Annotated in this window: 17 protein-coding genes; 15 read left to right on the forward strand and 2 right to left on the reverse strand. The window is 37.4% G+C overall.

Going from position 1 to position 16,943, the window contains the following annotated elements; genetic code table 11:
- From PROCOU_RS18685 to PROCOU_RS14695, 6 genes are all read left to right on the forward strand, one after another.
- Positions 1-1,125 (forward strand): HNH endonuclease (locus tag PROCOU_RS18685; RefSeq protein ID WP_051994439.1); only part of this gene is annotated, 1,125 nt, incomplete at its 5' end.
- Between the two features lie 15 nt (positions 1,126-1,140).
- Entirely contained in the window at positions 1,141-1,572 is a 432-nt protein-coding gene (locus tag PROCOU_RS14680; protein WP_036073812.1) for an SMI1/KNR4 family protein, read from the forward strand.
- Between the two features lie 37 nt (positions 1,573-1,609).
- Positions 1,610-4,381 carry a type I restriction endonuclease subunit R gene (locus PROCOU_RS14685; protein WP_244266337.1) on the forward strand — a complete coding sequence of 924 codons (2,772 nt, stop codon included), beginning with the start codon at positions 1,610-1,612 and terminating at the stop codon, positions 4,379-4,381.
- A gap of 10 nt (positions 4,382-4,391) precedes the next feature.
- Entirely contained in the window at positions 4,392-4,598 is a 207-nt protein-coding gene (locus tag PROCOU_RS18690; RefSeq protein WP_244266338.1) for a hypothetical protein, read from the forward strand.
- 54 nt (positions 4,599-4,652) lie between these two features.
- The gene (locus PROCOU_RS14690; RefSeq protein WP_036073815.1) at positions 4,653-6,245 is read left to right on the forward strand and encodes a type I restriction-modification system subunit M; all 1,593 of its coding nucleotides are present in this window, start codon (positions 4,653-4,655) and stop codon (positions 6,243-6,245) included.
- Complete coding sequence (locus PROCOU_RS14695) at positions 6,242-7,597, forward strand: restriction endonuclease subunit S (RefSeq protein WP_149023682.1); 1,356 nt, start codon at positions 6,242-6,244, stop codon at positions 7,595-7,597. The genes PROCOU_RS14690 and PROCOU_RS14695 overlap by 4 nt, the downstream gene beginning before the upstream one ends.
- On the opposite strand, the gene PROCOU_RS14700 is transcribed toward PROCOU_RS14695, so the two are convergent.
- Together PROCOU_RS14700 and PROCOU_RS17295 are read right to left on the reverse strand one after the other, a co-directional pair.
- Positions 7,552-8,481 (reverse strand): site-specific integrase, encoded by a 930-nt coding sequence (locus tag PROCOU_RS14700; protein ID WP_036073818.1) that lies wholly within the window; start codon positions 8,479-8,481, stop codon positions 7,552-7,554. The two genes, PROCOU_RS14695 and PROCOU_RS14700, sit on opposite strands and share 46 nt — an antisense overlap.
- Before the next feature lie 82 nt (positions 8,482-8,563).
- Entirely contained in the window at positions 8,564-9,673 is a 1,110-nt protein-coding gene (locus PROCOU_RS17295) for a restriction endonuclease subunit S (protein WP_077913479.1), read from the reverse strand.
- A 75-nt stretch (positions 9,674-9,748) separates the two neighbouring features.
- On the opposite strand from PROCOU_RS17295, the gene PROCOU_RS19375 reads away from it, so the two are divergent.
- From PROCOU_RS19375 to PROCOU_RS14740, 9 genes are all read left to right on the forward strand, one after another.
- The gene (locus PROCOU_RS19375; RefSeq protein WP_425268390.1) at positions 9,749-10,030 is read left to right on the forward strand and encodes a LacI family DNA-binding transcriptional regulator; all 282 of its coding nucleotides are present in this window, start codon (positions 9,749-9,751) and stop codon (positions 10,028-10,030) included.
- Complete coding sequence (locus PROCOU_RS18965; RefSeq protein ID WP_149023683.1) at positions 9,927-10,382, forward strand: type 1 periplasmic-binding domain-containing protein; 456 nt, start codon at positions 9,927-9,929, stop codon at positions 10,380-10,382. Before PROCOU_RS19375 ends, PROCOU_RS18965 begins: the two co-directional genes overlap by 104 nt.
- Positions 10,327-10,746, forward strand: coding sequence for a substrate-binding domain-containing protein (locus tag PROCOU_RS18970; protein ID WP_077913481.1), 420 nt, complete (start codon positions 10,327-10,329; stop codon positions 10,744-10,746). The genes PROCOU_RS18965 and PROCOU_RS18970 overlap by 56 nt, the downstream gene beginning before the upstream one ends.
- 78 nt (positions 10,747-10,824) lie before the next feature.
- A complete protein-coding gene (locus tag PROCOU_RS14715) occupies positions 10,825-11,706 on the forward strand; it encodes a ribokinase (RefSeq protein WP_036073821.1) in 882 nt (293 codons plus the stop codon).
- On the forward strand, positions 11,703-12,092 hold the full coding sequence (gene rbsD, locus PROCOU_RS14720; protein ID WP_036073824.1) for a D-ribose pyranase: 390 nt from the start codon (positions 11,703-11,705) through the stop codon (positions 12,090-12,092). The genes PROCOU_RS14715 and rbsD overlap by 4 nt, the downstream gene beginning before the upstream one ends.
- A 21-nt stretch (positions 12,093-12,113) precedes the next feature.
- A complete protein-coding gene (locus PROCOU_RS14725) occupies positions 12,114-13,595 on the forward strand; it encodes a sugar ABC transporter ATP-binding protein (protein WP_036073827.1) in 1,482 nt (493 codons plus the stop codon).
- Position 13,596: 1 nt separating this feature from the next.
- Complete coding sequence (locus PROCOU_RS14730) at positions 13,597-14,541, forward strand: ABC transporter permease subunit (RefSeq protein ID WP_036073829.1); 945 nt, start codon at positions 13,597-13,599, stop codon at positions 14,539-14,541.
- 44 nt (positions 14,542-14,585) lie between these two features.
- Positions 14,586-15,497 (forward strand): D-ribose ABC transporter substrate-binding protein, encoded by a 912-nt coding sequence (locus tag PROCOU_RS14735; RefSeq protein WP_036073831.1) that lies wholly within the window; start codon positions 14,586-14,588, stop codon positions 15,495-15,497.
- Positions 15,498-15,961: 464 nt separating this feature from the next.
- The coding region (locus PROCOU_RS14740) for a hypothetical protein (RefSeq protein WP_036073832.1) at positions 15,962-16,943 on the forward strand (982 nt) is incomplete at its 3' end.

The raw sequence follows: 16,943 nt of genomic DNA on the forward strand, positions 1-16,943 counted from the left end.
GATTTCACGCATGCGATGGATTCGATGACGGGGAACTTGAATCTTGGGCAACAGATAGGCATGAAGCTGGGACTGGAAACGTCGATGATGCAAATCAAAGAAGAAATCAAGATTTTAGAACGCTATTTAGATTTTGAGCATAGTCACACGAACGTGATGCACGATGTTTTATCGCGGATGTATCAGGTGAAGACGGGGGTGAATGAAATCCTTGCTGGAAAAGTGTTCAATGCGACAACACACACTTATGATTCCAGCAAAATGCAATTAGGTTGGCTTAACCGTCTAGTACCAGAGAAGAAACCAAAGAAAACGTATAACTTTGATGATTACACGAAGACGCTGGAAGGTAGCTATTGGGTCTTAAGTAAAAATGGTATCACGACTCGAGAAACGGCTGAAGCAAGTATTGCTTACAATGACGGTTTAAAAGATGGTACAATTAAGCGCGAAGTGGCAGGGGCAGATATCGATTTTGAAACAGAATACATGCTAGCCGCAATGGAAGGCTATAATTTACTTACAGGCGAGCCAATCACAAAGGCACAAAGCTTTTCTATTATATCAGCAGTATTGCTCGGTGCTGTTGCAATGAAAGGCAGAGGTATTAAAGTTCCCAAAAGTAGCTTAAGCAAGATACAAAGTGATTTGAAAATCAAAGCAACTAAAGATTTAGAGATGAAAAATATCAGTAAGAAAATCATGGAGACAAAGCCAATGAACTCTCCAGTACTAGAGAAATGGATTAAAAAAGGCGGGAGTATTTCTATTGATAGTAAAGGCACATGGAGCTATACAAACAAGAATGGTCAGACGGTGAGGTATCCGAATGGTTATCCAGACTTTAAAGACTACAGACACCCTAATGTTGAGCCTGTTAAGATAAAGGTAGCTTCGCCTAAGAACCCACAAGCCGATTTCAAGGCAGCGAATCTTGAAGCAAAATTAGATAAGAATTCGCAACCACCTGTTCCTGAACTAAGTAAGCCCCCAATAGGATATACTTGGCATCATCATGAGGATGGAAGGACAATGGAGCTTGTTGAAGCGAAAATTCATAAAGATTTTAGGCATATTGGTGGACAATCTGCTGTAAATGGAAAAATAAAAGGGAGCGTGAAATAATGTTTAAGATGAACAGTGAAAATAAAAAAAATAACTAGTAAGGATATTGAAATATTTGAAGCTAAGCATGGTTTACACCTACCACTGGAATATAAGACTTTTTTGCTGGAATTTAATGGTGGATACCCTGAAAAATCTAATTTTATAATATCAGACGATGAAGGAGTAAGCTTAGTCAATAAATTTTATGGTATTGGAGAAGAATCAGGGGATCTAGGTGAGACATTTGAAATATTGGATGGTGAAATACCAGAGGGTTTCATTTCTATTGCCGATGATCCTGCTGGAAATGAAATCTGCTTAGGGATAGAGGAGAGCGGGTACAAAGAGAAAGTTTATTTTTGGAGACATGATATGGAATCTGATTCAGAAATGGATAACATGTTTTTACTGGCGGAAGACTTTAAGACATTTTTGAATAAATTATATGGGGATAATGATGAGTAGCAGGGACTTGCACTGATATCGGAAAGGGAGTATTGAATTGGCAGAGGCAAAATTTGAAGAAGCATTAATTAAAAAATTAGAAGCTGAAGGCTGGAACTACCGTAAAGATTTTTCTAACGTTAGTATAAAGAAGCTTGAACAGCATTGGCGTGATATTTTGAATGAAACAAACGCCCACAAATTAAATGGAACATTATTATCTGATATTGAGTTTGGACTGGTTCTTCAAGAGTTACAGCGTATCCGAACACCTTATGATGCTCAACTTTTGTTGGTAGGTGCAGGAGGAGTGGGGTCGATTCCTATTACTCGTGATGATGGTTCTAGTTTAGAAATTGAAATTTTTTACGAAGATGATGTGGCAGGGGGACGTTCTCGCTATGAAATTGTTAGTCAAGTAACTTTTGACTACTTACCTGAAAGTTTGACAACAAAGCGGATTATTGATGTGGCCTTGCTTATTAATGGAATCCCAGTTGTGCATATTGAGATGAAGGACGAACATTTACAAAATCAATGGAGTGCCTTTGATCAGCTTAAAGGTTACGATGGAGATGGATTGTATAAAGGATTATTTGCCTTTGTACAAGTGCAGTTCATTATGAGTCAACATTCAGCTCATTATTTTGCACGACCAAATGCGTTTGAGAATTATAATAAAACCTTTGTGTTTGGTTGGCGTGATGAAAAGAATGAGGATATCACAGATGCCTTTGAATTTGCTCATCAAGTAATGGGGATTCCTGCTTTACATCGTTTGGTAACAGTTAACATGATTCCAGATGCGTCAAATGATAATTTAATGGTTATGCGTAGCTATCAAATTCAAGCAACACGAGAAATCTTACAGCGCATGAAAGAAATGGAAAGAAGTGGTCTGATTCAAAAAGAAGGCGGTTATATTTGGCATACAACTGGATCAGGAAAAACTGTGACGTCGTTCAAGGTCGCTCAGCTCTTAGCCTCGGCTCCTAGAGTTAGAAACGTGTTGTTTATCGTAGATCGTGTTGATTTGATTGATCAAACACTTGAAAATTTTAAGGACTTTGCTTATGTTCACTTTAAAAATCGTATTAAGAAGGTTAATGGCAGAGAATTGAAGCGAGAATTAAAGCATAAAGGCGCGTCACAAATCTTGCTCATTTCTGTCCAGGGCTTAACTAAAGCTGTGAAAAAGGGATTAAAAAATGATGACTGGAACGTTATTATTATGGATGAAGCCCATCGAAGTGCAAGCGGTGAGTCTGTACAGTTAATTAAGACAGCTTTCAAAAAAACAACATGGTTTGGTTTCACAGGGACTCCGAACTTTTATAGTGATGAAATAAATGATGTCAAGACATCTCGCGATATCTCAACACACGATATTTTCGGTAAGCGGCTGCATACTTACACTATTAAAGATGCAATTGGTGACGGAAATGTGTTAGGTTTTGATGTAACATACTTCCGACCACATTGGGTTGTTGAACATCCAGAGAATAATTTTTCTGAGAAGGACTATGAAAAGGAAGTCTATCAAAGTGACATTTATCGTCAAGAGGTTGTCCAGGATATCCTGACAAACTGGAAGAAAACATCTAGTGGGGCATTGATTGCAGGAAGGCGTGAAGAAAATACATTCCAAGCTATGCTAGCTGCTTCTGGTAAACAAGCTGTTGTACATTATTACAATATTTTTAAAGAAAAAGCACCTCACCTAAATGTAGCAATGACTTTTTCTCGTGATGAATCTAATGAGTCTGGAACGAAAGAGCAAAATGAAGCATTGAAAAAAGCGATTAAGGATTATACTGAGAAATTTAATGTTCCTAGTATTTTGGATGCCAATGATCCAGCTCGCGCTTACATGTTAGATATTACGAAACGATTGGCACGTAAGAAGCCGTATAATCAAGATAAAGAAGAAGATCGACTAGATTTAGTGATTGTTTCAGATCAGTTATTAACGGGTTTTGATTCAAAGTATATCAATATGATTTACATGGATAAAATGCTCAAGGAAGGTATGCTTATTCAAGCAATGTCACGAACTAATCGAACGCTTAATCTTAACAGTAAGCCTCATGGAAAAGTGCGTTTTTATCGACAAGGAGATGCTATGCAAGAATTTGTTGAAAACGCCTTGCGTATTTATACAAGAGGAGGAAATGATACTCTTCAGGAAGCAAAAGAGGAGACTGATAATCAGTTGCCTAAAGACTTAGAAAATGATGATATTTTAGCTAAGCCACAAAGTCAGCAAATAAAAGATTTGGAAGAGGCTGTCTCAAGATTGAAGGAGCTTACAGGTGATGATTTTAGCCAAATTCCTCGTGGTGAGAGTGATTTAAAGGAATTTGTAAACCTTGCCTTGGTTACACAAAATAAGATCCAGCGCTTAGTGCAGCAGGGATACGAATTAGGTAGCGAAATTGAGGAGTTGAATGAAAATGGGGAACCAACAGGACAGACTGTTCGACTGGATATCTCAAGTAGTGAAGAATTTGGAGCCTTGCAAGCTAGATTAAATGATGCACGAGAGAAATTACCTCCCAATGAACGTCCTGACTTGACTGAAATTAAAATAGGCATTGAACTGTTTGATCATGAAATTATTGACTACGATAGATTGGTTGAACTCTTGAATGCGTTTATAGATAACAAGAATGAAACAAATAAAGAAGCGATTGATAAACATATCAGACCAATGAATGATGAAAATCGTCAGGAAATACATGAAATTGTGGATGATATCGAATCCGGTGAAATTACGAAACACTTCACAACTGAATCACTTCGAGAAACACGTAAAAAAATATCGTACTGAACGCAGAGAATTGAAGATACGTCGTTGGGCAGCGAATCAAGATGTGAACGGGAATCGAATTGTGGAAGCATTTGACTTGTTTTTACCTGGTCATAGCCTCATTGATAACCCAAAACTTGCAGATATTGTGCATGAGATTAAGGAGGAAGAAAATATTGGGTTCTTTGGAGCGTCAGACTTTGAAGAAGCATTAATGGCATTTTTTAATTCGCTGTAAGTAAACTCTGATTTTTATTGGATTTAACAAACAGGAGAAAGAGGGTAAATTTCAATGGCACTATCGAGTGAACAACAAACGAAAATGTGGGCAATGCTTAATCAAACACGTGGGCAAATTGGGTTGACTGCATATAAAGACTATATCTTTGGTATTTTATTTTATAAATACCTATCTGAAAAGGCAACACGCTGGTTAAAAACTGCATTGCGTGGTGAAGAAACATGGGAAAGTGTTTATTCTCAGGACTCAGCTAAAGCATTAGATTATGTGAAAAAGAACTTGGGATACGCAATCCGACCCAATGATTTCTTTGTAGATTGGAAAAAAGCAATCGATGAAGACCGTTTTAATATTGGAATGATGACAGATACATTCGGTCATTTCAATCAACAAATCGCCTTTGAAGCAAAGAGAGATTTTGAAGGTATTTTTGATGGTATGCGATTTGATAGTGCTGATTTAGGGGCGAACGCACAAGCTCGTGCAAGTGTAATGATTTCTATGATTGAGTTGTTATCAACTTCTGAATTTGATTTATCAGGTGGCAATGATACAATTTCAGATATTTATGAATATTTAGTTGCGCAATTTGCTACAGTATTAGCATCTGATATGGGACAATATTATACGCCAAAAGAGATTTCTGATGTAATGGCTCGAATTTTGACAAATGGTCGAGAAAATCAAGAGAGTTTTTCTATTTACGATCCTACTGTTGGATCGGGCTCGCTATTACTTACCACAGCAAGCTATTTAGCTAATTCTCATAAACGTGGAAGTATTAAGTATTTTGGACAAGAAAAGGATGCAACACCTTATCGTTTATCAAGAATGAACTTGATGATGCATGGAGTTGAATACAATGATATCAGTATTAATCATGCAGACACACTTGAAAGTGACTGGCCAGACGGTGTTGTAGATGGAAAGGATAATCCGCGCATGTTTGACGCTGTGATGGCAAATCCGCCATATTCGGCTCATTGGAATAATAAAGATCGTGAAGATGATTCTCGATGGCGTGAGTATGGTGTTGCACCTAAAACCAAAGCTGACTATGCATTTTTGCTGCACTGTTTGTATCATTTAGATGATAGCGGACGTATGGCAATTATTCTGCCTCACGGTGTATTATTCCGTGGAGCTGCGGAGGGGCGTATTCGCAAAGTCCTTATTGATAAGCACCAAATTGAGGCTATAATTGGTTTTCCTGATAAACTCTTCTTAAATGCATCCATTCCAGTTTGTGTCTTAATTTTAAGAAAGCATCGGATTGAATCAGATATTTTATTTATTGATGCAAGTAAAGGCTTTGAGAAATTGAAAAGTCAAAATCATTTGCGTCCAGAAGATGTTGAAAAGATTGTTGATATAGTGATCAACCGTAAAGAAATTGAGAAATACTCGCACCTTGCAACCTTAGATGAAATTAAAGAGAATGATTATAATTTAAATATTCCTCGCTATGTGGATACTTTTGAAGCAGAGGAGCCTATCGATTTAGTAGAATTGGGCAAAGAAATGGTTACTCTGAATTCTGAAATTGAAAAGGCTGAAATTGATTTTTTATCGTTATTGGATGAGTTAGCAGTAACTCCTGATACCAAAGAAATCATCGAAGCTACAAAGGCGGTATTTCGATGAAAGATGAGAGAAAAAGCGCACCTGTGCTTCGATTTAATGGCTTTTTTGACGCATGGGAACTGCGTAAGTTGGGAGATATCACCAAGCGAGTCCGTGGAAACGATGGGCGAATGGACTTACCAACACTTACTATTTCCGCTGGTAGTGGTTGGTTAGATCAAAAAGACCGATTTTCAGGAAATATCGCTGGTAAAGAACAAATGAACTATACGTTGCTAAAAAAAGGACAGCTTTCTTATAATCACGGTAATTCAAAGCTTGCTAAATATGGTGCTGTATTTGAATTGAAAACGTACGATGAAGCCCTAGTGCCGCGTGTTTACCATAGTTTTGAAACTAATGTACTGGCGACTTCCGATTTTATTGAGTATATTTTTGCTACAAAACGACCTGATAGAGAATTAGCTAAACTTGTTTCATCTGGCGCTCGCATGGATGGTTTGCTAAATATTAATTTTAATGAGTTTGTGGGGATTAATGTTAATATACCCTCTGTTGAGGAACAACAAAAAATCGGCTCTTTCTTTAAACAAATAGACAATACTATCGCTCTTCATCAACGTAAGTTAGATACTCTAAAGCAGATGAAGAAAGGCTTTCTTCAGCAAATGTTCCCAGAAAATGAGGAGAAGGTGCCGAAAGTACGGTTCGCTGGTTTCGAAGAAGAATGGGCACTGCGTAAGTTTCATAATCTAGTTGATACTAACAATGGAATTAGACGTGGCCCTTTTGGAAGTGCACTAAAAAAAGATTTATTTGTTAAAGAAAGTGATTATGTTGTTTATGAACAGCAAAATGCCATCTATAACAAATATGAAACACGCTATAATATTACTAAAGATAAATATGAAGAACTAATCAAATTTAAAGTGTTGCCAGGAGATTTTATTATGAGTGGCGCAGGAACTATCGGTCGTATTTCTTTAGTCCCAGAGGGGATAAAACATGGAGTTTTCAATCAAGCACTTATTAGGTTTAAACTGAATCATGAAAAAACGGACTCTAAATACTTCTTACAGTTAATGCGCTCTGAAAACATGCAAAGGATGTTGACGGGTTCTAATCCTGGGTCAGCAATGATTAATCTGGTGCCTATGTCTGAAGTGAAAAATTGGGATATACTAGTGCCAGAATTAGAAGAACAGAAATTATTGGGAATTTTTTTTACCAATATAGACAATATTATCGCTTTTCATCAACAAAAATTAGATCAACTCAAAATTTTAAAAAAAAGCCTATCTCCAAAATATGTTCATATAAAACAAACCCCATCTAGCGTCTCACGTAGCTTGATGGGGTTTATTTATTACATCAACATTGACAGATGTCGGATAATTTTATCGTTATCCTGATTTTCCAATTCCTGAATAATATGAAGATAAGTTTCTTGAGTCGTTGTCATACTAGAATGTCCTAACCGATTTGCAACACTGGCAATTGAGACACCTGCAAATAACAGTAAAGAAGCATGCGTGTGCCGTAAACTATGAACTGTAATAATTGGGATGTCTGCACGAATACATAATACTTTCAAGCGATTATTAATGGTGGAATTGAACACTCTACTTTTAACAAAAATTGGGTTATCCGGTTCTCTAACTTTTATTAATTGTGAAAATTGCATAGCTAATTGCCAATCGATTTGAATTTTTCTGTTGGAAGATTCATTTTTTGTCGGTTGAAAAGAACCAGTTGCCTTCTTGTAATTCCAAGTTTTATTAATTTCTATTTTTTGTTTGGAAAAATCAAAATCTAAAGGCGTTAAAGCCAGTGCTTCTGAGAAACGAAGGCCTGTTTTAACAACTAACAAGATAAACCAATCCCAATTAATTTCTTCTGTCAAATTCAACTCTTTTAATAAGGCTTGAACTTCAAATTGATTTAGAAATTTTGCTTTTTTAGTTCGCGGAGCTTTTCCTTTAATTACGATTTTTCTTGTAGGGTTTTGAGTAAGAACCCCTTCATCTACCGCATCTAAAATAGCACCTTTCAAATGGTGATGAAAATCCATAGTAGTTTGCTTTTCATGGGTAAGCGCATAATCATTTAACAATTGTTGATAGCTATATCGATCTAGTTCCTTCAGTTTTAAATTTGGTACAAGTTCTTGTAATTTTTGTTCAGCTACATAGTATTTTTGCAAGGTAATAGAACGAATAGCCCCCACCTTGTAAAGATTCACCCACTCTTTAAAATACTCATGAAACATTTGCTCTTTTCTTCTCGTTGTTTTCATAAAAACCCTCCCAGATAATTGATAGATGAGTTCATCATCTATATTTATTATCTAGGAAGTTGGTTGGAGTGTAAATGTTTGATTAGATGAACATGTTTTGGAGATAGCCTTTTTTTAAGGTTTTGAGTTGCTCTAGTCTTTGTTGATGCAAAGCGATAGTGTCGTCGAATTTTGAAAAGAGCTTGCCAATTTTAGCTTTTTCTTTTCTATTAGTAGGAAAAGCTAAAATTAAATTTTTTAATTCGCTTGCTTTTATTAATGGTTGACCTGTCCCAAAAGAGAGTCTCTTCAAATCGGATCTATCTAATAAACTAAATATAAAATCTAACTCACTAGACTGGATGTACACTGTGTTATCACTTATCTTTACATCACCTGAATGTTTATATAGCTTTCCTGCATTTGCTCCTACACGAGCTGTTAAAACAAAATCTCCCGAGTAATCAAAATCATTGTCATATGAAATTACAGAAGTTGAGCCCAAAACTTCATAGGGAGTTGTACCTGATTTTAAAACACCTGAACTAAAAGAGCTACTCCCAGTCCCAATACTCTCCACACTAGCACCCAACTTACACATTGCCCATTCTTCTTCGAAATCAGCGAACCGTACTTTGGGCACCTTCTCCTCATTTTCTGGGAACATTTGCTGAAGAAAGCCTTTCTTCATCTGCTTTAGAGTATCTAACTTACGTTGATGAAGAGCGATAGTATTGTCAAGTTGTTTGAAGAATTGGCCGATTTTTTGTTGTTCTTCAGATTTTTTTGGAACTTTTATCTCAATATCAGCTAAATCATTTGAATTGATAGATGGATAACTCGTTCCTGTACTTCTATCCAAGACCTTCTTCACAAAATTGTCTTCTTGCATACAGTTAAGTAAAAAATAGCTATAAATATTGGGACGGATTTGAGCGTAACCTGTTGAGAAAACATAGTTATCGTGAGTTAAATCAAATAAGTAATTATTCTTTTGATACGGCCTTACAGTTTGATAAAAAACATCTCCTTTTTTAGCTAACCTTTGAGCTCGTGAAGGGGCATTAGCTTTTTTTTCAGTTCGGTGTGAAATCATCGTGGTACCAACAACACTTTCTAAATCAACATATTCAAATTCAGCTGGAAGAATAGATTTCGGGTTAAATTCAGCCACTTGACTTAACTTACGCAGTTCCCATGCGTCAAAAAACATCAATGCTCACATTCAAAACAATCCCCCACACCCAATAACTATCTTTTTCCGCCTATTTCCACTAAAATAGATTTTGTGGGTAAAAAGCAAGAACTAAGGGAGTGCGAAAAAATGGTAACAATAAGAGATGTGGCGAAAAAAGCGGGTGTATCAGTGGCTAGTGTGTCACGATATATCAATAAAAATGGATATGTGCGTAGCGAGACGGGAGAGAAAATCGCAGAGGTGATAAAGGAACTGAATTACGTTCCTAATGAGGTCGCGCGCTCTTTATTTCAAAAAAAAATCAAAAATTATCGGGATATTACTACCGGATATTGCGAATCCTTATTTTCCTTTATTAGCGAAAGGGATTGAGAAAGTATTAAACAAAAATGGTTACATGATGATGCTCGCTAATACTTCTGATTCAGAGGAACTTTTACAAGAGTATATCACTGCTTTCACCAAGAATAATGTGAGTGGCATCATCACAGCGCTACCGATCAAGCCAATTGATAATATTTCGGTAGTGGGTATTGACCGAGTCTACGAGAGTCCTTTTAACCGTGTGTTACCGGATGATTATCTTGGTGGACAAATCATTGCTAACGAAATCTTAAAAACGACTTTCACTAATATCTTAATTATTACCGGAAATCTAGCTTTTCAAAGTGCTAAAAAAAAGGCTGGATGGCTTAATCGATGTTCTGGATGCCGAAACTACTAACTATGAAATCTTCGAAACGAGCTCATTTAATGTAAACGAGCTAGATAAAATTGCCGGTACAATCTTCGAAAAATATCCTACTGTTGATACCGTCATTGCAGCTAATGATTATCTTGCTTTAAGAATCATGCAAGAAGCGCAACAAAGAGGGCTTTCTATCCCTGCCGATTTGCAAATCATGGGTTACGATGGTATTCCTTTTTCAAACATGGTGTATCCGAAACTAACAACAATTAAACAGCCGGTCTATGAAATGGGAGAGGCGGCAGCGACTTTAATGGTAAAAATGCTAAATGGGGAAGTAGACAGTATTGAAGAACAGATTCTTCCGGTTTCACTGCAAAAAGGAGGAAGTTTGAGGTGAAAGGGTTTACATTTTAAATGAGGAGTGTTATTATACCCATATAGGTAACCGGTTACATATAAATTTAGAGGTGATCATATGAAGAAGATAGCAGTCATTGGTAGTATATCCAAAGATTTCGTTGTAACGACTGAACAGATTCCAAATCAAGGAGAGACAGTTGTTGGTAAGCGTTTTCGAACGTTCTTTGGAGGAAAGGGTGCAAATCAGGCAATCGCTTTAAGTCGCGCTGGGGTGGAGGTATTTATGTTAGGGGCGGTTGGAGATGACGCACTCGGAACGGATTTGATTCACAACTTAGAATATCATCATATCGACTGTGAGATGGTGTCAACTTTAAAAGATGTTAGTAGTGGTTCTGCCCATATTCAAATTATGAACGGAGATAATCGAATTGTGATTGTGCCAGGAGCCAACGATCTGATTTCGATATCTGATGTAGAGGCACATTACGAAAAGCTAAAGCAGATGGATATGGTTGTATTGCAAAATGAGATACCAATGGAGACAATTTGTGCAGTCATTGATTTTTGCGTTAAAAATCAGATTCCAGTTCTGTATAATCCTGCGCCTGCTAAAGAAATACCAGAGTCATACATTGATAAAGTCAGTTACTTAACGCCGAATGAACATGAATTTAACATACTATTCCAGAATCAAGAATTATCTGAAGTGTTGAGGAAGTATCCGAATAAATTGATTGTGACACTTGGGGATCGCGGAGCCATTTTTTATGACGGTAAGAATGAAATAATGGTCTCTGCTAGGGAAATTGCCAGTATAGTAGATACAACTGGCGCTGGAGATACATTTAATGGTTTTCTTGCGAAAGGGATTATGGATGGAGGTTCCATTAAGCAAAGTGTGCAGTTAGGGAATGTCGCTGCTGGATTGGCAATTCAAACGGAGGGCGCGCAAGATGGGATTCCAATTTATGAAAAGGTGAAAGCGTTATTATGAAGAAAAGAGGCATACTAAATTCAGAAATAGCTAAAATTATAGATGATTTACGACATACAGATCAGATTATCATTGGTGATTGTGGTTTGCCTGTCCCCTCGAATGTAAAACAAATCGATATTTCACTAGAACTGGGGACGCCATCGTTTTATACCGTATTAGAAGTTTTGTTAAAGGATATCGCGGTTGAGAAAGTGATACTTGCGGAAGAAATGAAGCAACATAATATGGCGTTATATCAGAAAATGGATCTTTTATTTTCAGATATTGATTGGGTCACGCACGAAGAATTCAAACAATTAAGCAAGAATGTAAAAGCAATCATCCGTACAGGTGAAAATACACCTTTTGCCAATGTCATTTTACAATCAGCAGTAGTCTTTTAAAAACCGGAGAGGAGTGCGTGTATGGAAATCCAAATGAAAGAGATACACAAAAGTTTTGGCTCAAATGAAGTACTTGCAGGTGTTGACTTGGAGCTGAAAACTGGTGAAATTCATGCTTTGATGGGAGAGAACGGTGCTGGTAAATCGACATTGATGAATATTTTAACTGGTTTGCATAAGCGGGATGCTGGATTTATACGGATTGATGGGCAGGAGCGTTATTTCAAAAATGCTAAGGAAGCAGAGGAATTCGGTATCACATTTATGCACCAAGAAATGAATACGTTCTTAAATATGACGGTTTTAGAAAATATGTACTTAAATAAAGAATTAACGACATCTATAGGACTGCTAGACAATAAAAATATGAAGAAAATCGTGCAAGGTATTTTTGATGAATTACAGATTTCATTAAATTTAGATGCGCAGGTGAGTACTTTGTCTGTTGGACAGCAGCAAATGCTGGAAATTGCTAAATCATTAATGGTCAATGGACAGGTTTTAATTATGGATGAACCGACTGCTGCCCTTTCAGAAACGGAAATTGCGAATTTATTTCGGATTATTAGGGGGGTTAGAGAGAGAGGTGTAACTATCGTTTACATATCTCACAGAATGGAAGAAATATTTGCGTTATGTGATCGGATTACGGTGATGCGAGATGGGAAATCTGTTAGTCAGTACAGTGTTGCAGATGTTGATGTGCAGCAAATTGTAAAGGATATGGTTGGTAGAAATATAGGAGATTTTTATCCTGAAAAAAAGAATCCGATTGGTAGCGTGAAATTTGAAGTGGAGAATTTTACATCTACCCCAACTTTTAAAGACATTTCTTTTTCTGTACGAGAAGGTGAAATTGTCGGTTTTTCAGGATTAATGGGATCTGGTCGGACGGAGATTATGCGCGCTATTTTTGGCATGGATAGCTATGATACAGGTGAGTTAAGATTGAATGGAAAGCCTATCTTGATTCGTCAGCCGTCACAAGCAATTGAGCAGGGAATTGGATTTCTAACCGAGAACCGTAAAGATGAAGGCTTAATCATGGATTTTAGCTTAGCAGATAATATGACGTTACCTTCTATCGATGGATTCACAAAACATGGGCTGTTGGAAAAGAAAACAATGGATGATTTTGTCGAATTGCTGATGAAAAGGTTAACGGTAAAGGCTGAAAGTAAAGAAATTCCAGTGAGAAGTTTGTCAGGAGGAAATCAACAAAAGGTTGTGTTGTCTAAATGGGTGGGGATTGGTCCACAGGTTTTGATTTTAGATGAGCCTACACGTGGCGTTGATGTAGGAGCAAAAAGGGAAATTTATTTATTGATGAACGAACTGGCGGCACGTGGGGTAGCTATTATAATGATTTCAAGTGATCTGCCAGAAGTCCTGCGTGTTAGTGATCGAATTATTGTGATACACGAAGGACGCATTGCGGGCGAGGTCGGAAGAGACGATGCAACACAGGAAAAAATAATGAACTTAGCAACAGGGGGAATGTAAGATGGGAAATACGAAAAAAAGGATTTTCGCAGTTGGCTCATTGGGTCCTGTGCTGGCGCTTATTGTGCTGATTGTTGTTGTCACAGCGCTAAACCCAAGTTTTATGACGACTGATAATTTACTAAACCTGCTACGGCAAGTATCTATTAACGCACTGATCGCTTTTGGCATGAGCTTTGTTATTCTCACAGGTGGTATTGATCTATCTGTTGGCTCGACACTCGCGCTATCAGGTGCATTGACTGCTGGAATTATTGCGAGTGGCATTTCACCGCTTATTGCGATGTGCTTAGGGATGCTTTTAGGTGCTTTTCTCGGTATGATTAATGGCATTTTAGTAGCAAAAGGTAATTTGGCTCCATTTATTGCTACACTAGCTACCATGACAATTTATCGTGGGGCTACACTAGTTTTCACGGATGGCAACCCGATTACAGGGATTGGAGATAGCTTTATCTTTCAGTTTGTTGGAAAAGGATATCTTTTTGGGGTACCCGTTCCAATTATCATTATGGTGATATGTTTCTTGTTGTTATATATCTTATTGCATAAAACGGCATTTGGTAAAAAAACATACGCTGTGGGTGGAAATATACATGCAGCTAAAATTGCGGGTGTGAAAACAAATAAAGTTCAAATAATCATCTATACTATTTCAGGATTTATGGCATCGATCGCGGGTATCATACTGACTTCAAGGCTGAACTCAGCCCAACCAACAGCTGGAGTGTCTTATGAGATGGATGCTATCGCAGCTGTAGTTTTAGGAGGTACAAGTTTATCTGGCGGAAAAGGACGACTTTTTGGGACATTGATTGGTGCTTTGATTATTGGAACAATTAATAACGGCCTGAATTTGTTAGGAGTATCTAGTTTTTATCAACAGATTGTAAAAGGTTTAGTGATTATCATTGCGGTATTACTAGATCGTAGACAAAATAAATGAAAAACGAAGGGAGAAACACAAAATGAAAAAAATTAGTAATAGCGATGATGGCGGTAGTGTTATTTTTGTCAGGATGCAGTGTTGCGAATTTAGGTAATGACGAATCAAAAGAGAACGCTAAGGTTGTAGAGAAAAAACCAGCAGAATTAAAAGTCGGTGTAAGTATTTCTACGTTGAATAATCCATTTTTTGTATCTATTAGAGAAGGTGTTACAACGCTTGCAAAAGAGAATAAGACAAAGACTATCATTGTCGACGCACAAAATGATGCGACCAAGCAAAGTAATGATATTGATGACTTGATTCAACAAAAAGTGGATGCTATTTTAATCAATCCAGTGGACTCCTCAGCGATTCAGCCAGCAGTGGAAGCAGCAAATGAGGCTAATATTCCTATCATTGCGCTGGATAGAAGCTCAGATGGAGGGAAAGTTTTAACGTTAGTTACCTCAGATAATGTAAAAGGCGGAAAAATGGCAGCGGAGTTCATTGAGGAGAAAATCGGAAAAGGGGCGAATGTAGCTCAACTAGAAGGAACACCAGGGGCATCAGCTACACGTGAACGCGGTGAAGGATTTGAAAGCATTGCTAAGAAGGAATTACAGCTTGTTGAAAGTCAATCAGCGGACTTCGATCGTGCTAAAGGCTTAACGGTAATGGAGAACATGTTACAATCGAATCCAGATATCGAAGCAGTTTTTGCACAAAATGATGAAATGGCATTGGGGGCAGTAGAGGCGTTGAAATCAGCAGGGAAAGCAAACATACAGGTTATTGGATTTGATGGTAATGAAGATGGACTAAAAGCCGTTGCAGCAGGAGAGATGGCAGGAACTGTAGCTCAAAAACCTGTGGAAATGGGAAGGTTAGCTCTTCAGGCTGCATATGATTATTTTGCAGGTAAGGATGTCCCAAGTAAGATAGATTCACCGTTAGAGTTAGTGCAGGCGAAATAGTGTGTATAGATTTTTTGAGGCGATTATGCAAATTTAAATATTCTTAAATTAAAGCCAGCCAACCGGACTTTAAAGTATAAAACCGTAGGATATCGACTTTTTGAAGATGGTAGAAAATCTCCAATATTAGTCGTTTCAGGCGGTTTTTTTCTTTTTTTTGTAGTTAATTTGCGTAATTATGGTTAAAAGAGTAGCAGAGATGGGTATTAGATAGAAGTACTAGCTAAGAATCGTAGTATGATTGTTATTTGATAAATGGCTACATATCATGCTACAATTCTTGTGGCAGTAAATATTTTACTCTTGTTCAATTATTTATTAGTACTTATTGTTAATTTTAAGTTTCAGAACATTCTTATTAATTTGTTCGATAATTAACAGAGTAAAGAACGCATAGAAAGCATGAGGATATTGCGTAGGTTAATATGTTGGTCGGAATAATTTTAAGGAAATGAGGGATTTATATGAATCCAGTTACAGCTTTTACAATTATTATGCTTATTTGGACAATTGGAGATTTTGTGGCTAAGAAAACGAAGTCGGTTATTTCATCTTTACTCGTAGCTGCGATAATTTTCATCGTCGGGTTTAAAACGAATATTTTCCCAGAAGATTTGTTGACAAGCTCTTCTTTACTTGCGCTTGGTCAGACGGTCATTGGCATGTTGATTGTGCATATTGGGACGATGATTAGTATTGATGAGCTGAAAAAACAATGGAAAACAGTTCTTATTGGTATCTCTGCTATACTTGGCATTATCGTTTTCCTTTTCACGATTGGTTCTTTTTTCTTGGATCAAAATTTCATCATTTCAGCGATTGGAGCGATTAGTGGTACGACGGTTGCGGTTATCATTGTTCAAGAGGCAGCTTTGGCATCTGGGCTAGTATTAGTTGCTGTTTTTGCGGTATTGATATCGGCTTTTCAAGGGTTAATTGGTTATCCGTTGACGTCGATTATTTTGCGGAAAGAGGCGCATCGTGTGAAGGGGGAATACCGTGCTGGACGATTGAAAGTGAAGGCGCCAGTCAAAAAAGAGGAAGATAAGGAGCCAAAAACGATATTGCCGAAAGCGTTGCAAACGACAGCGGGAACTTTGTTTGTAGTAGGTGCGGTAGTTATGCTGGCTGGTTTTATTTCTGATCTGACGAATGGTATTGTAAACCAATTTGTTATAGCGTTATTTCTTGGTATTTTACTTCGTACGTTTGGTGTTTTGAAACCGAATATTCTAGTTGGTATCGATGCATATGGGTTGATGATGATTGGTATTTTGCTCATTATTTTCGGCCCGCTAGCTACGTCTTCTGTGGACGATTTAGTTGCGCTTATCGGACCACTTTGTATCGCGTTCGCCATTGGAGTTACAGGAAGCGTCGTTTTTTCGGCCATTTTGGGGAAAATTCTTGGATATAGTCTGGCGATGTCGATGGCGATTGGGCTCA

Source organism: Listeria rocourtiae FSL F6-920 (assembly GCF_000525975.1).
Taxonomy (GTDB): Bacteria; Bacillota; Bacilli; order Lactobacillales; family Listeriaceae; genus Listeria_A; species Listeria_A rocourtiae.

What these genes read in the sequence shown, in the direction of transcription:
- PROCOU_RS14690 (WP_036073815.1), top strand. Translation starts at nt 4,653, where the DNA reads ATGGCACTATCGAGTGAACAACAAACGAAAATGTGGGCAATGCTTAAT.
- PROCOU_RS14695 (WP_149023682.1), top strand. Translation starts at nt 6,242, where the DNA reads ATGAAAGATGAGAGAAAAAGCGCACCTGTGCTTCGATTTAATGGCTTT.
- PROCOU_RS14700 (WP_036073818.1), bottom strand. Translation starts at nt 8,481, where the DNA reads ATGAAAACAACGAGAAGAAAAGAGCAAATGTTTCATGAGTATTTTAAA.
- PROCOU_RS17295 (WP_077913479.1), bottom strand. Translation starts at nt 9,673, where the DNA reads ATGTTTTTTGACGCATGGGAACTGCGTAAGTTAAGTCAAGTGGCTGAA.
- PROCOU_RS18965 (WP_149023683.1), top strand. Translation starts at nt 9,927, where the DNA reads ATGAGGTCGCGCGCTCTTTATTTCAAAAAAAAATCAAAAATTATCGGG.
- PROCOU_RS14715 (WP_036073821.1), top strand. Translation starts at nt 10,825, where the DNA reads ATGAAGAAGATAGCAGTCATTGGTAGTATATCCAAAGATTTCGTTGTA.
- rbsD (WP_036073824.1), top strand. Translation starts at nt 11,703, where the DNA reads ATGAAGAAAAGAGGCATACTAAATTCAGAAATAGCTAAAATTATAGAT.
- PROCOU_RS14725 (WP_036073827.1), top strand. Translation starts at nt 12,114, where the DNA reads ATGGAAATCCAAATGAAAGAGATACACAAAAGTTTTGGCTCAAATGAA.
- PROCOU_RS14730 (WP_036073829.1), top strand. Translation starts at nt 13,597, where the DNA reads ATGGGAAATACGAAAAAAAGGATTTTCGCAGTTGGCTCATTGGGTCCT.
- PROCOU_RS14735 (WP_036073831.1), top strand. Translation starts at nt 14,586, where the DNA reads ATGATGGCGGTAGTGTTATTTTTGTCAGGATGCAGTGTTGCGAATTTA.